Source organism: Bartonella quintana (assembly GCF_009936175.1).
Lineage (GTDB): Bacteria > Pseudomonadota > Alphaproteobacteria > Rhizobiales > Rhizobiaceae > Bartonella > Bartonella quintana.
On record NZ_AP019773.1, the window covers coordinates 702,363 to 717,277 of the forward strand.

Genomic DNA, 14,915 nt, shown 5'->3' on the forward strand with positions numbered 1-14,915 from the left:
TTGCCTTATTGTATGATGCTATGCAATGGGGATAGAATTGGAAGTTGGGAATGAACAAATCATTATTTGTAATAGCTTTATATGTTACTTTTTTATGTACTGTGAGAGCAGAGGAGTCTATTTTCGTTGCACCTCATCGCGCTGTTTATGATTTTCGGCTTGATAGCACTTCTCATGAAATGGCGATTTTAGGGATGTCTGGGCGGATGGTTTATGAGCTTACTGGTTCAGTGTGCCAGGGCTATACTACACGTTTTCGGTTTATCAACCGTATTCATATTGAAGATATGCCGATGCGTTTAACTGATCAACAGACGACGAGTTATGAAACTGGTGATAGCCGTATATTTCATTTTAGCGTTAAAGATCAAGTTGGGCAAGAGGTTGCGCATCGTACCGAAGGATTAGCTGAACGGACTCAAGACGGAATTATAGTAAAACTGAAAAAGCCAAAGGGGAAGGAATATAAGCTTGCAATGGCTGAGTTTCCAATTATGCAACTGAAGAGTATTATCCGGCATGCAAAAGCAGGTCGTCACTTCTATCACACTACCGTATTTGATGGAACAGAGAAAGCAGACAAAATCATAAAAGAAAGTGTCATTATTGGGGAAAAGAAGATGCAATTATCTGATGATGAAACAGAAAAGTTAGGAAAATTGGATGAGGAGGGGTATTGGCCCGTTACGATTTCTTATTTTGATGATGTAGAAAAGAAAGATGGCTTGCCTGTTTATCGTACCAGCTTTCTCTTACATGAAAATGGTATCATGCGCAATCTTCATGTAGATTATGGAACTTTTGCAGTGCGTGCAAAATTGAACAGTCTTGAATTTCTTGATGGTGAAAAAAGTCTTGATCAATGCAAACATTAAATGATTGCATAAAATGACTTGAAAAAGAATCAAATATTAGTATGTTTATCTCACTTCACACGCGGATTTTGGGTGTTTGCAAGAGAAATCTAGCAGATGTCCGCCGGTAGTAGGTTCTCCTACTTTTTTTCGCGGAGGTTGAACCGGAAAGGATAAACTATGGCACTACCAGATTTTACTATGCACCAGCTTTTAGAAGCAGGTGTACACTTTGGTCACCAGACTCATCGCTGGAATCCGAAGATGATTCGCTATATTTATGGTCAGCGTAATAATATTCATATTATTGATCTTGCTCAAACTGTTCCACTTTTACACCAAGCACTTAAACTTGTTTCAGATACGGTTGCGCGGGGTGGTCGCATTCTCTTTGTTGGGACTAAGCGGCAGGCATCTGACATTATTGCGGATGCAGCGAATCGTTCGGCACAATATTATGTTAATGCGCGTTGGCTCGGGGGCATGCTGACAAACTGGAAAACAATTTCCAATTCGATACATCGTTTGCGTAAGCTTGATAAAATTCTTGCTACTGAAACACAAGGCTTTACCAAAAAAGAACGTTTAAATCTCGAACGCGATCGTGAAAAGCTTAACCGTGCGCTTGGTGGCATTAAGGATATGGGGTCTGTTCCAGATCTTATATTCATCATCGATACCAATAAAGAAAATATTGCTATCCAAGAAGCGAAACGTCTAGGTATTCCTGTTATTGCTATTATTGATACCAATTGCAATCCTGATAACGTCGATCATCCGATTCCAGGTAATGACGATGCTTCGCGGGCAATTTCTCTTTATTGTGATCTTTTTGCCCGTGCAGCTCTTGATGGTATTGCTCGTCAGCAAGGTGCAATGGGTATCGATTTAGGAGCTCAAGCTGATGCGCCTGTGAAACCTATTTTGGAAAATACGATTCCAGTTTCTGAATAGTAATTTAAAAAACGCTTACTTAGGGCACTTATTTTCTAAAGGAGAGGTTATGGGCGTGCACAGGATTTTCTTCTTGCGCGCTTTCCCCCATTACAGAACAAAGAGGCAAATATGAGCATTACTGCTGCACAAGTAAAAGAACTTCGAGAATTGTCAGGCGCTGGTATGATGGACTGTAAGGCAGCTCTGGCAGACACTAATGGTGACATGGAAGCTGCTGTTGATTGGCTTCGTAAAAAAGGGATAGCCAAAGCAGATAAAAAAGCTGGTCGTACGGCGGCTGAGGGACTCATTGGAATTGTATCAAAAGATACAAGCGCGGTTTTGGTTGAAATTAATTCTGAAACAGATTTTGTTGCACGTAATGACCTATTTCAAGACATTGTACGCAATGTGGCAACAGCTGCTTTGGATACACAGGGTACTGTTGAATCTGTTTCCGCATCTTTCTACCCTGGTTCTGAGAAGACTGTTGAGGCAACAATTAAAGATGCGATTAGTACAATTGGCGAAAATATGACATTTCGTCGTTCTGCTAAATTGTCTGTTAAAGATGGTGTTGTTGCTACTTATATACATAGTAAGGTGGCTGAGGGGCTTGGAAAGCTTGGTGTTTTGGTTGCTGTTGAAACGGCTGGTAATAAGGAGGCTGCTGCTGTTTTTGGTCGGCAGGTTGCGATGCATATTGCTGCAACCAATCCATTAGCGCTAACAGCGGAGGATGTTGATAGCGGTGCTGTTGAACGTGAAAAAGCAATTTTTTCAGATCAAGCACGTCAATCAGGAAAGCCTGAAAATATCATTGAAAAAATGGTGGAAGGGCGTCTGCGTAAGTTTTTCGAAGAGGTTGTTTTGCTTTCTCAGGCTTTTGTTATGAATCCTGATATTACTGTTGAAGCAGCTTTAAAGGATGCTGAAAAATCGATTGGTGCGCCGGCAAGAATCACAGGTTTTATTCGTTTTGCACTGGGTGAAGGTGTGGAAAAAAAGGAATCTAATTTTGCTGCAGAGGTTGCGGCTGCTGCGAAAGGGTAGCTATTGTAAAACTATTGATTAGAGATTTAAAATCGTACCATTGATTATAAAATCACTGATATAAATTAAAATGTGATTATTAAGAGGGCGTCACATAATAAAGTGGTGCCCTTAGTGGTGTCGAAAGCAAAAAGTAAATGTACTTTTTGGGAGATTATCAATGACATTAGCGGTTCAGTATAAACGTATTCTTTTAAAGGTTTCTGGTGAAGCCCTTATGGGGGGGCAGAGCTTTGGAATTGATGTTTTTGTTGCAGACCGTATCGCTACTGATATTGCTGAAGTGCGAGCAATGGGGGTAGAGGTTGCTATCGTTATAGGTGGGGGCAATATTTTTCGTGGAGTCGCCGTTGCTTCTCATGGTGGGGATCGTGTGACAGGGGATCATATGGGAATGCTTGCAACTGCTATTAATTCGTTAGCGTTGCGAACATCATTGACAAAATTAGGGGTTGAAACGGTTGTATTGTCTGCGGTTGCTATGCCACAAATTTGTGAGAGTTTTTCACAGCGTAAAGCAATAGGTTATATGAATCAAGGAAAGGTCGTTATTTTTGCAGGCGGTACTGGTAATCCATTTTTTACCACTGATTCTGCTGCTACTTTACGTGCAGCAGAAATTGGTGCAGATGTTCTCCTGAAAGGAACACAAGTAGATGGTATTTATTCTGCAGATCCAAAGATAGATCCTACGGCTAAGCGTTTTGATCAATTAACACATGTCGAGATTTTGCAATGGGGGTTATCTGTTATGGATACAACAGCGGTCACTTTAGCGCGCGAGAACAATGTACCGATCATTGTATACTCTATTCATGAAAAAGGCGGTTTGGCTAAGGTATTGAATGGAACAGGACGGTTTACAATGGTATCGGAATGAAGGTAATCTTCAAGGCGTAATTATAGGAGACAGAAATATGAATGTTCTATCGATTATGGATGATCTGAAGCGTCGCATGGATGGTGCTATTTCGGCTTTTCAACATGAATTGGGTGGCTTGCGGACTGGACGAGCATCAGCCAGTTTATTAGAGCCATTGACACTTGAGGCTTATGGTTCTGTTGTACATATCAATCAGGTTGCAAATATTTCTGTTCCGGAACCGCGGATGCTTTCAGTATCCGTGTGGGATAAAACGATGGTAGGTGCTGTGGAGCGTGCTATTCGTGATTCTGGCCTTGGTTTAAATCCTATCACTGACGGTGTGAATTTGCGTATTCCATTACCTGAATTGAATGAAGAACGACGTAAAGAACTCGTAAAAATTGCCCATCAATATGCAGAGCAAGCGCGTGTCGCTACTCGTCATGTTCGTCGGGATGGCATGGATAACTTGAAGAAGTTAGAAAAAGAAGGTGAAATTAGTCAAGATGAAGCACATGGTTTGTCCGAGAAAGTTCAAAAACTTACGGATGAAACTATTGCTAATATTGATAAGATTTTAGCTGTGAAAGAATCCGAAATTATGCATGTTTAAGGTGATTTCGTTATCAGAAAAATACTATATCCGTATCGTGTAAGATTGTTCTTATGGAGAGAAGGATGGGTGAAGTGTGCTATTGATAACACGGTATGAAACAAGAAGAGGAGCATTTTGTCGCATTCTATACTGTGTAAGCAAGATTCATTTGCAATGCCGGATGTTTGTTGAATCTTTTTTATTTATGAAGTTATTGCTAGAGCAAATTAACGGGATAATGAAAGTTTTTTCTCACTGTAGTTTTTGTGGAGTCGCATGATAAAGTACTTTCTTATTGAAGGTTTCGAATATTCCACGGCAAATGCTTTTCATTATGAAGGATGTAGTAGGATATAGGATAGGCCAAACGATTGTTGTTTTGCGTAGCACGTTTGTGATGTTTTTTAATTTTTGAGCAGATGATTGATAGTTTGCTAGAAAAATACTTTAATAGCAAATAAATACCAGATTTAAACTTCATAATTCGCACGGAGAGTAAATGGCAGTTTTCTCATTTTTATGGTCAGTGATATAGTGGGGAAAGGTATTTTAGGATTAATCTTGATGTGTAAGTTTTTGAATTCTTTTTTGCTGATTATTGATCTTATGAACGCCATTTTGGTATAGTGAATTACTTATGGTAAATTATCGGTAAAGTTTGCAAGAATGTAAATGTAAAAATGCTGTGGAGCAAAGCTTTTTTCTTGCAGAGGTTTTTGATTTGGGTGTTGTGTTGTCTAATCTTATTTCTCGTATTCTGACGGCTTTTGTTTTTGGTATTATTGCTTTGTGTTTAACATGGATTGGGGGGACTTTATTTTTTTTATTTGTGTGGATCATTGGCGGTTTTATTCTTTACGAATGGATTAGTATTACGAAAGAAAAGTGGCATGTTTCACAAAAAATATTAGCAAGTATTTTTTATTTGGTTTTTGGCTCTTTTTTAGTCTCGGATGTGTCTGCTTCACTAATCTTTTGTATTTTGATAGCTTTGGCAGCATTGTTGGCTATTGGCCCTATGAGAAAGAATGTTTGGGTTTTTTCTGGTTTTTTATACGTATCTTTTCCGGTTGTGGCTTTATGCTTTTTACGGGGGCATGAGACATTAGGATTCTGGGCTGTTATTTTCTTATTTACGATAGTGTGGGGGACAGATATTGCTGGATATTTTAGCGGACGTGCGTGTGGTGGTCCTAAATTAGCACCACAATTTTCCCCTAACAAAACATGGGCGGGGGCAATTGGTGGTACGTTGGTCGGAGTTTTTAGCGGTACATTGGTTGCTTTTCGATTTTTTGACATAAATTTAGCAGTTTTTTTTGTACCATTGCTTGCTTTTGTTTTATCTATTGTTTCGCAAATGAGTGATTTGGGGCAATCATGGCTAAAAAGACAATTTTCTGTTAAAGATTCTAGTTCTTTATTGCCTGGACACGGTGGATTTATGGACCGTATTGATGGGTTGGTGGGGGCTACTTTTCTTCTTTATTTAATAGGTTCATTTATGTCTAATATGGATACACCTTTTAATCTTTTTCGTATGATTTAATGGAGAAGATATCTTGGATTTTTTAAATCATATAATTGCTTTGGGCGATTTGCTTTTGAGAAGTTTGAGTGTTCTTTTCGTCGTTATGATTATCATTTTTATCCATGAGGCTGGGCATTATCTTGTTGGGCGATGGTGCGGCATTAAAGCATCGGTTTTTTCGCTTGGGTTTGGACCACAAATAGTGGGTTACACAGATAGGCATGGCACACAGTGGCGCTTAGCACTTATTCCTTTAGGAGGGTATGTAAAGTTTATTGGAGATGAAGAAGCGGTGAATGTACCTTCATCCCAATCACTTCCAGTTGTTGATGGTTCCTTTGCCAGTGCACATGCTTGGAAAAAAGCAATAACTGTTTTTGCTGGTCCCTTATTCAACGCTCTTTTTACTGTTGTTATTTTAACCTTTTTTTTCTTTATGTATGGCAGGGTAGTCATTGAACCAGTTATTGGTTCTTTGGTAAAAGATTCTCCTGCTGTTCAAGCTGGTTTAGGATTAGGCGATCGTTTTATTGAAATGGATGGTCGACGGGTTGAAAGTTTTGAGGATTTGAGAAATTATGTGAAATTTCATGGCGGAGATCCTATAGAATTTAAAATGGAACGCATGGGGCAGGTATTTACGACTGTGATTACACCAAAAGTGAGTGAGCGAGATGATGGATTTGGTAATCGGGTTCAAAGTGGAGTGATAGGTGTCGGTGTTCCTGTTGATCCAGAGAATCCTCAGCGTTTAGATCAAGCTTATCTAAAACATGTTCACTACAGTTTTAGCAAAGCTGTAAGAGAAGCATCAGATCGTTCCGCGTTTATTGCTAGCCAAACAATTTTTTTTATAAGTCGTTTAATAAGGGGAAAAGAAGATCATTGTCAGTTAAGTGGTCCTTCTAAGACGGTTAAGATTGCTTGGCAAGTAAGTGAAACAGGTTTTATCTCTTTGTTGAATTTTACTGCTTTTCTTTCGATAGGTGTTGGACTTATTAATCTTTTTCCAATTCCTCCACTTGATGGTGGGCATTTGTTGTTTCATGTGGTTGAAATCATTGCTGGGAAGCCAATATCAGCTAAAATCCGAGAAATTATTTTTCGCTTAGGTTTCTTCATTTTCCTCCTATTTATGATTTTTGCGTTCTTTAATGATTATTTTTGTTGGTTTAGCTAATTAAATTATGGAAAACATTTTACAAATTAGGTAATAGTAAAAAATATAAATTAAAAGTCGTTTACCATATCCACAAAATATTGTGGCATCGTGCGCTATAATTAGTATTAGTATAAGGGGTGGAAAGTCTCGCTGTGAATTAAGAGAATTGTTATGGCAGTTAGCTTTTTGAGACATCGTGTTCAGGGAATAAAATAAGGTAAAAAAAGCCAATGACTACGAATTCAAGGTTTTTAAATACAGCATCTGCGTTGGTATTGGGTATGGGGGTGATTGCTCCAACAACAGCTTTTATGTCAATTGCGATGGTTGGAGAAGTGCAAGCATCTGTGGTTCGTTCTATTGAGGTTCGCGGAAATAAATTTGTAAGCGCTCAGGCAATTCGAGACAATATAGGCATTAAAGTTGGAAAAAGTTTTTCCAGTGGTGATATCGATTTTGCGGTAAAGCGTCTTTTTGGATTAGGTTTATTTTATGATGTTAAAATAAACCAAGTAGGCGATAAGCTGGTTGTACTGGTCAAAGAATATGAGATAGTCAATCAGGTGTTATTTCAGGGAAATAAATCTCTTAAAGATCCTGATCTTAAACGGTTTATTTCTTTAAAACCGAATGAGTCTTTTAATTCTGCTAAGCTTTCGGCTGATGTTAATGTGATTTGTGAGGCTTATAAAACTGTTGGTCGTAATAATGTTGCTGTTACAGTTCAAACCATTAACCTGGGAAAGGGGCGCGTAAATGTGGTCTTTAATATTGTTGAAGGCCGGAAGACCAAGATTAGCAATATCACTTTTAAAGGGAATAATGCTTTTAGAAGCAGCCGTTTGCGTGATGTAATTTCAACAAAGCCTTCAGGAATGCTCTCGTTGTTGTTGAGAGGTGATGTTTATAGTGAAGAACGTTTGGCTGCTGATGAAGAGGCGCTACGTCGCTTTTATTATAATCATGGTTATGCAGATTTTCGTGTTATTTCTTCTAAAGCAGTTTTTGATGAAGCCCGTAATGCATATAAAATTGATTTCGTTCTCGATGAGGGCATGCGCTATAAAATTGCTGATGTCCAAGTCGAAAGTGATATCGATGGGATTGATGTTCACTCTATGAAAGGAATACTTAAAACCCGTCCAGGTGATGTTTATAATGCAGAAAATATTGAACAGTCTGTTGCCATTATTAATAATAAGGCTGCTGATTCTGGATATGCTTTTGCTAAAGTTGAGCCACGGGGAAATCGTGATTTGGCAAATCATACAATTTCGATTTTGTATAACATTGAACAAGGTCCACGGGCTTATGTTCAGCGTATTGAAATACGTGGTAATGAAAAGACACGTGACTATATCATTCGTCGTGAGATCGATTTAAATGAAGGGGATGCTTATAATCAGACCTTAGTGCAGCGAGCAAAACGTCGTCTAGAGAGTTTAGGCTTTTTTAAAGCTGTTAATATTTCAATGGTTCCAACAGATCAGTCTGACCAGATTATCTTGGTTATAGATGTAGTTGAAGCCCCGACAGGAGATCTTTCTTTTTCTGGAGGTTATACAACGGGTGGTACAAGCCCTGGTATGTCACTTGAGGTATCTGTTACCGAGCGTAATCTTGGAGGACGAGGTCAGTATGTTCGTTTAGGCTTGGGTGCTGGGCAAGAAAAATCTCGTAATTACAATTTAGCGTTTGTTGATCCTTATTTCTTGGGTTACCATTTATCTGCTGGTGTTGATATTTTTCGCAGTACTTATCGTGCTGACAAAGCATATGATGTACGGCAGACGGGTGGGGCACTTCGATTTGGGCTGCCTATTAATGATCAGTTATCTGCTAATTTATCTTATTCTTATGTACAGGAAGAATATGATTTTGGTGAAGATTATGACTTTACCAAACCGAGTGATCTGCAAAAATTATACGAGAAATATTCTGGTGCGATTGTTCAAGCGGCTCGACATAGCCCTTGGAAGCGTTCATCAATTAGTTATGGTTTAACTTATAATACTATTGATGATATGAAAAATCCACATAATGGATGGTATATGCGTGTTCTTCAAGAATATGCAGGACTTGGTGGGAATGCGAAATTCTTGAAGACAACGGGTAAAGCGATGATGTACAAGACGCTTTCTGATCAGATGGATCTTGTCGGTTTACTCTCGTTTGGTGCTGGCTATATCCACGAAATAGGCCGAGAGGGTGTTCGTATCTTCGATATGTTTAAAGTAAATTCTGATATGATCCGTGGATTTAAATACAACGGAATAGGTCCACGTCAAGTTTCCAATAAAGGTGAAGTTTATTTCTTAGGGGGAACAACATATATGAATGCGACTGCTGAATTACAGTTTCCTATACCTGTTGTGCCTGAAGGATTAGGATTTCGCGGTGCGTTATTTGCCGATGTTGCAACGCTCTATGGCAATAATTATAAACCTACTTTGCAAGGTGAAATGCCTGTTACAAATCTTAAAAGTGCATGGCGTTCGTCTGCAGGTGTTAGTTTGATGTGGGATTCGCCATTTGGTCCGTTGCGTTTTGATTATGCTTGGCCAATAACAAAGCAGGAAGGTGATCGTTTGCAGCAATTGAACTTTGGTATTTCTACGAAATTCTGATTTGAATTTTCTTTAGAAGGGAAAATTTTAAAGAGAATGGGGTAGGCTGGGAGAGAAAGTGTTTTGATGGCGGATACATTTTTTTTTACGCCGTCCCGGCGATTGACAGTTGCTAATGTTGCGGAATTGACAGGTGCAAAACTTCTTAATCCAGAGTTTTCTAACATAGTTATAAGCACTCTTTCTTCACTTGAGGGTGCTGGCGAAGGTTCTCTTGTGTTTGTGGAGCATCGGAAGTTTTCTGATGCTTTATTAGGAAGTTCTGCTGTTGCTGTTTTTTGTACGAATGAAATCGTTTTTAAAGTTCCTGAATCTATGGCAATTTTGGTGACGTCCACACCGCAGCGTGATTTTGCCCAGATTGGCCGCATCTTATTTCCTGATTCTGTTAAACCGATGCCTTGGTTTGGACAGAGAGAGATTTCTCCGTATGCCCATATTCATCCAAGTGCTAAGTTTGGACATGATGTATGTATTGAAGCGGGAGCTGTTATCGGTAAAAATGTTGAGATTGGTTCAGGATCTCTTATTTCATCTACTGCTGTTATCGGTGAAAATTGCCGTATTGGGCGTGACTGCTATATTGCTCCCAAGGTAACAGTCCAGTATTCTTTGATAGGTGACAGAGTTTACCTTTATCCTGGTACTTGCATTGGGCAAGATGGTTTTGGTTATGTTGGTGGTGCTTCTGGAATTGAGAAAGTTCCACAACTTGGTCGTGTTATTATCAAGGATGGTGTGGAAATTGGTGCGAATACAACAATTGATCGTGGAACATTTGAGGACACTATTATTGGTGAAGGAAGCAAAATTGATAATTTAGTGCAGATTGCCCACAATGTGAAGATTGGTCGCTATTGCCTTATTGCTGCTCAATGTGGAATTGCTGGAAGTACATCCATAGGTGATATGTCTCAGCTTGGTGGGAGCGTTGGGGTAGCAGATCACATCGTAATAGGTAAATGTGTTCAGATTGCTGCTGGAAGTGGTGTTATGAATGATATTCCAGATGGTGAAAAATGGGGAGGAAGTCCAGCGCGACCGTTTAAACAGTGGTTCCGTGAAGTAGCGGCGTTGCGTAATATTGGCAAAGTGAAAAAGGAGAAACGCTAGTATGATCAACACTGAAGGAACGAAAAGTTTAGAGGCTGTAGATATTGAAGAATTGCTTTCAATATTACCACATCGTTATCCATTTTTATTGATTGATCGGATAGTTGAAATTGATGGTGAACAACAAGCTATTGGTATTAAAAATATAACCATTAATGAGCCGCATTTTATGGGACATTTTCCCGCAAAGCCAGTTATGCCTGGGGTTTTGATTTTAGAAGCTATGGCACAAACAGCGGGAGCAATTTCACTTTTAAGGTTAGGTAATAAGCAGACAAATTTGGTTTACCTTATGACTGTTGATAATGCGAAATTTCGTAAGCCAGTTATACCTGGTGATCAGTTAAAGATTCATGTTCGGCTTTTAAAAAAGAGGTCTGGCATGAGACGTTTTTCGTGTGTTGCAGAAGTAGAGGGTGTCCGGGTCGCTGAAGCGGAAATTGCTGCGATGATTATCGAAGCAGAGTAAACGATATCATAGGAATTTAAAAATGTCCGGTACGAAAATCCATCCAACTGCTCTTGTGGAGAAGGGAGCACAGCTTGGTGAAAATGTATTCATTGGACCGTTTTGTCATATTGGTCCAGAGGCTGTTATTGATGATGGATGCAGTTTGATGAATCATGTTGTGATAATGGGAAAGACAACGTTAGGAGCTAAGAGTAAAGTATTTTCGCATGCAGTTTTGGGTACAGATCCACAAAATAATAAACATAAGGGAGGTTATACAACTCTTTCTATTGGTAAAAACTGTACGATTCGCGAAGGTGTAACAATGCATAGAGGGTCTGATTCGAGTGTGGGAATGACGATTGTTGGTGATAATTGCCAATTTTTTTGTTATGCCCATGTCGCTCACGATTGCCGTGTAGGAAGTCATGTAACATTTGCAAATAATGCAATGATTGCTGGTCATGTTACCGTTGGTGATTATGTCATTATTGGTGGTGGTTCTGCTGTTCATCAATTTGTCCGTATTGGACATCATGCATTTATCGGTGGTGTCTCTGCATTGGTTGGCGATCTGATTCCTTATGGAACAGCTGTTGGTGTGCAGGCAAAACTTGCAGGATTAAATATTATTGGTATGAAACGTGCAGGTCTTGAACGTAAAGATATTCATGCACTACGTCATGCGGTTGCCATGCTTTTTGATCATAGTAAACCGTTTAAAGAGCGTGTAAACGATGTTTCTTCTTTCTATTCCACTTCGCAGTCTGTTCTTGACGTTGTTAATTTTATTAAGGAAGAAGGGAAACGTTTTTATTGTACACCCAAATTTGAAGATGACAGAATAAAAGTAAATAAGGATTAAAGATGTCTGTCTCTGACACCAGAGGTTTTCTTTCCGGCCGTACTGCTATCATAGCAGGGAATGGTATTTTACCTATCACTGTTGCTCAGGCACTTGAGAAACATGGACAAAATCCTTTTCTTGTGCTTTTGCGTGATGAAGCAGATCCTGTGCTTTACCGTTATGAGCATTGTGAGTTATCAATTGTAGAGTTAGCACGCCTTGTTAAAATTTTAAAGGCAGCTGCAATTTGCAATATTGTTTTAGCAGGTGGTGTAAAAAAACGGCCACTTCTTACGCAATTGCGTCCTGATTGGACAACCTTTTTAGCTCTGCCTAAGTTACTCGGAGCTTTCAAGGGTGGGGATGACGCGTTGTTGAAAGCTTTTATACAGGTTATTGAAGCGCATGGTTTTTATGTTATCGGTGTCCATGAGATATTACCAGACCTTTTAGCTCCAAAGGAATTTGATTTAACATTGCGGCGTGCTACGCGAAAAGAGAAAAATGATATTTTATTAGCCGCTGAAGCAGCAAAGCTTTTAGGTCGATTAGATATTGGGCAAGCAGCTGTGGCTGTTAATGGAAGAGTAATTGCAGTGGAGGGTGCAGAGGGAACTGATAAGATGCTATGGCGGGTTTGTGAAATGCGAGAAAGAAAGCAAATTCCGCCTAAAGGTGGTGTTCTTGTTAAGTGTGCAAAACCACAACAAGATCATCGAGTTGATTTGCCATCAATTGGACCCACAACGATAATGAATATTGCAAAGAGTGAACTGTCTGGTGTTGCAGTGGAGGCAAATAAAAGTCTAATATTATCAGTAAAAGCAACAATAGAAAAAGCGAACAAACATTCATTGTTTATAGAAACATTTGAAACGTTTGATCATGAATAACTGTTTCTTAAAAATTGCTGTTGTGGCAGGCGAGGAATCTGGTGATTCTCTTGGAGCAGATTTGATTTCTTGTCTCTCTCAACAGACGGGATGCAATATTCATTTGATTGGTGTTGGAGGGAGACATTTAAAGACATTAGGTTTAAAAAGCATTTTTAATTTTCATGATATTGCTTTAATAGGCTTAGGCGCAGTCTTAAAAAAGTTGCCATTGTTGCTGATACATATTCACAATTTGTCCAAATTTATTGCCCAAGAGCAACCTGATTGTTTAATTATCATTGATAGTCCTGACTTTACCCATCGTGTTGCAAAAAAGGTCCGTAGTTTGGCGCCTTCTATTCCTATTATTAAATACGTTGCACCAACTGTTTGGGCATGGCGGCCAGAGCGTGCCAGAACTATGCGCAAATTTGTTGATCATGTTTTAGCGGTTTTTCCTTTTGAAAAAAAGATTATGACGGATTTGGAAGGTCCTCCCACTACTTATGTCGGACATCGTCTTTTGACTTATCCTCCACTGTTGACTGTTCAATCAGAAAAAAAACATTCATTTGGTAAACAGGAATCATTTCTTACATTGATTGTTTTGCCAGGATCACGCAATCTAGAAATTCGCTATTTGATGCCTATTTTTGGAGAGGCCGTAGAGATTCTTGCACAACGTATTCCTAATCTACGTATTATTTTACCAACATTGCCGCATTTGGTAGATGAAATTCGTTGTTTTGTACAGAAGTGGAAAAGCAAAGTAGAGATTGTTGTCGGTGAAGAGGCAAAATGGCGCGCTTTTGCGGATGCAAATGTTGCACTCGCAGCACTTGGGACGGTTTCACTTGAATTGGCATTGGCAAGAATTCCAATGGTCCTTTGTTATAAACTTGATCGTTTTTCTAAATTCTTTATTTTTCCAAAAATTATGTTATGGAGTGCTGCTCTTCCAAATATTCTTTCTGATAAGCCTATTGTACCGGAGTATTTTAATGAATTTCTACGACCTGGCATGTTAGCAAGGCAGATCGAACAACTTTTGCATAACCCTTTATTGCGACAGGCACAACTTGATGCTTTTGAATTGATGGAACAGAAAATGAAGACTGAAGTACCACCTGGAATCATTGCTGCTCAAACAATAATCACCCTTCTCAAAGAAAAATTGGGACACTTAAAATTCTCGTAGATAAAACAATGTTGATGATTAATGTTTAATTTTAGCAAGAAAATTATGAGCACGTTGACTTTTAGGATTGGTAAAAAATTCATCAGATGTTGTATCTTCAATAATTTTTCCGTTTTCTAGAAAAAGTATTCTTTCTGAGACTTTCCAAGCAAAACCCATTTCATGAGTAACGCAGAGCATTGTTATACCTGTATCTGCCAATTGAGCCATAACTTCTAGAACTTCTCCGACACTTTCTGGATCAAGAGCTGACGTTGGCTCATCAAAAAGCATCACTTCAGGTTCCATACAAAGTGCACGTGCAATTGCAACACACTGTTGTTGTCCACCAGAGAGTTGTAAAGGATATTTATCACAGTATTTTTCAATTCTAACCTGTGTCAGGTAATGAGCTGCCCGTTCTTTTGCTTGTTGCTTGGAAAGTCCTTGAACTGTCATAGGTGCTAAAATACAATTTTGCATAACAGTCATGTGGGGAAATAAATTAAAGTGTTGAAAAACCATTCCTATTTTGCGGAGAACATTTTTTTGCTGGTATATAGGAGCCGTATGAATATCGACATTATGAACACAAATTGAGCCTTTGTCTGCTTTTTCTAATTGATTAATACAACGAATCAAAGTTGATTTTCCTGATCCGGAAGGACCACAAATAACGATGCGCTCGCCAGTTTTTATATCTAAGTTAATATCATAGAGCACCTGAAAGTTTCCATACCATTTATTTAAATTTCGAATAGAGATTACAGGGCTTTTAGTAGTATGGACAGATTTAGTATTTTTCAAATTCATCTTGTTTTATTCTTCC

The 14,915-nt window shown here is 38.9% G+C and carries 14 protein-coding genes; 13 read left to right on the forward strand and 1 reads right to left on the reverse strand.

The window, feature by feature from the left end; all coding sequences use genetic code 11:
* Positions 1-50: 50 nt before the first annotated feature.
* The 13 genes from MF1_RS02795 (at position 51) to lpxB (ending at position 14,107) form a co-directional block, all read left to right on the forward strand.
* The gene (locus tag MF1_RS02795; RefSeq protein WP_042995390.1) at positions 51-875 is read left to right on the forward strand and encodes a cell envelope integrity EipB family protein; all 825 of its coding nucleotides are present in this window, start codon (positions 51-53) and stop codon (positions 873-875) included.
* A 159-nt stretch (positions 876-1,034) separates the two neighbouring features.
* The gene (rpsB, locus tag MF1_RS02800) at positions 1,035-1,808 is read left to right on the forward strand and encodes a 30S ribosomal protein S2 (RefSeq protein WP_011179445.1); all 774 of its coding nucleotides are present in this window, start codon (positions 1,035-1,037) and stop codon (positions 1,806-1,808) included.
* Between the two features lie 111 nt (positions 1,809-1,919).
* Positions 1,920-2,843: a translation elongation factor Ts gene (tsf, locus tag MF1_RS02805; protein ID WP_014924137.1), complete on the forward strand. Its 924-nt coding sequence runs from the start codon at positions 1,920-1,922 to the stop codon at positions 2,841-2,843.
* A gap of 160 nt (positions 2,844-3,003) precedes the next feature.
* Positions 3,004-3,723 carry a UMP kinase gene (gene pyrH / locus MF1_RS02810; RefSeq protein ID WP_014924136.1) on the forward strand — a complete coding sequence of 240 codons (720 nt, stop codon included), beginning with the start codon at positions 3,004-3,006 and terminating at the stop codon, positions 3,721-3,723.
* Positions 3,724-3,760: 37 nt separating this feature from the next.
* A complete protein-coding gene (gene frr, locus MF1_RS02815; RefSeq protein ID WP_161510758.1) occupies positions 3,761-4,321 on the forward strand; it encodes a ribosome recycling factor in 561 nt (186 codons plus the stop codon).
* Positions 4,322-5,036: 715 nt separating this feature from the next.
* Positions 5,037-5,852: a phosphatidate cytidylyltransferase gene (locus tag MF1_RS02820; RefSeq protein ID WP_161510759.1), complete on the forward strand. Its 816-nt coding sequence runs from the start codon at positions 5,037-5,039 to the stop codon at positions 5,850-5,852.
* A gap of 13 nt (positions 5,853-5,865) precedes the next feature.
* The gene (gene rseP, locus MF1_RS02825) at positions 5,866-7,014 is read left to right on the forward strand and encodes an RIP metalloprotease RseP (protein ID WP_161510410.1); all 1,149 of its coding nucleotides are present in this window, start codon (positions 5,866-5,868) and stop codon (positions 7,012-7,014) included.
* Positions 7,015-7,226: 212 nt separating this feature from the next.
* Entirely contained in the window at positions 7,227-9,623 is a 2,397-nt protein-coding gene (gene bamA / locus MF1_RS02830; RefSeq protein ID WP_161510411.1) for an outer membrane protein assembly factor BamA, read from the forward strand.
* Between the two features lie 66 nt (positions 9,624-9,689).
* Positions 9,690-10,736, forward strand: coding sequence for a UDP-3-O-(3-hydroxymyristoyl)glucosamine N-acyltransferase (gene lpxD / locus MF1_RS02835; RefSeq protein WP_011179438.1), 1,047 nt, complete (start codon positions 9,690-9,692; stop codon positions 10,734-10,736).
* A gap of 1 nt (position 10,737) precedes the next feature.
* Positions 10,738-11,205: a 3-hydroxyacyl-ACP dehydratase FabZ gene (gene fabZ / locus MF1_RS02840; RefSeq protein WP_011179437.1), complete on the forward strand. Its 468-nt coding sequence runs from the start codon at positions 10,738-10,740 to the stop codon at positions 11,203-11,205.
* A gap of 22 nt (positions 11,206-11,227) precedes the next feature.
* Positions 11,228-12,052: an acyl-ACP--UDP-N-acetylglucosamine O-acyltransferase gene (gene lpxA, locus MF1_RS02845; RefSeq protein ID WP_014924130.1), complete on the forward strand. Its 825-nt coding sequence runs from the start codon at positions 11,228-11,230 to the stop codon at positions 12,050-12,052.
* Between the two features lie 2 nt (positions 12,053-12,054).
* Positions 12,055-12,927, forward strand: a complete 873-nt coding sequence (locus MF1_RS02850) for an LpxI family protein (protein ID WP_014924129.1) — start codon at positions 12,055-12,057, stop codon at positions 12,925-12,927.
* Positions 12,920-14,107, forward strand: a complete 1,188-nt coding sequence (gene lpxB, locus MF1_RS02855) for a lipid-A-disaccharide synthase (RefSeq protein WP_161510412.1) — start codon at positions 12,920-12,922, stop codon at positions 14,105-14,107. Before MF1_RS02850 ends, lpxB begins: the two co-directional genes overlap by 8 nt.
* Before the next feature lie 18 nt (positions 14,108-14,125).
* On the opposite strand, the gene MF1_RS02860 is transcribed toward lpxB, so the two are convergent.
* Positions 14,126-14,899: an amino acid ABC transporter ATP-binding protein gene (locus MF1_RS02860; protein ID WP_034449328.1), complete on the reverse strand. Its 774-nt coding sequence runs from the start codon at positions 14,897-14,899 to the stop codon at positions 14,126-14,128.
* Positions 14,900-14,915 lie beyond the last annotated feature (16 nt).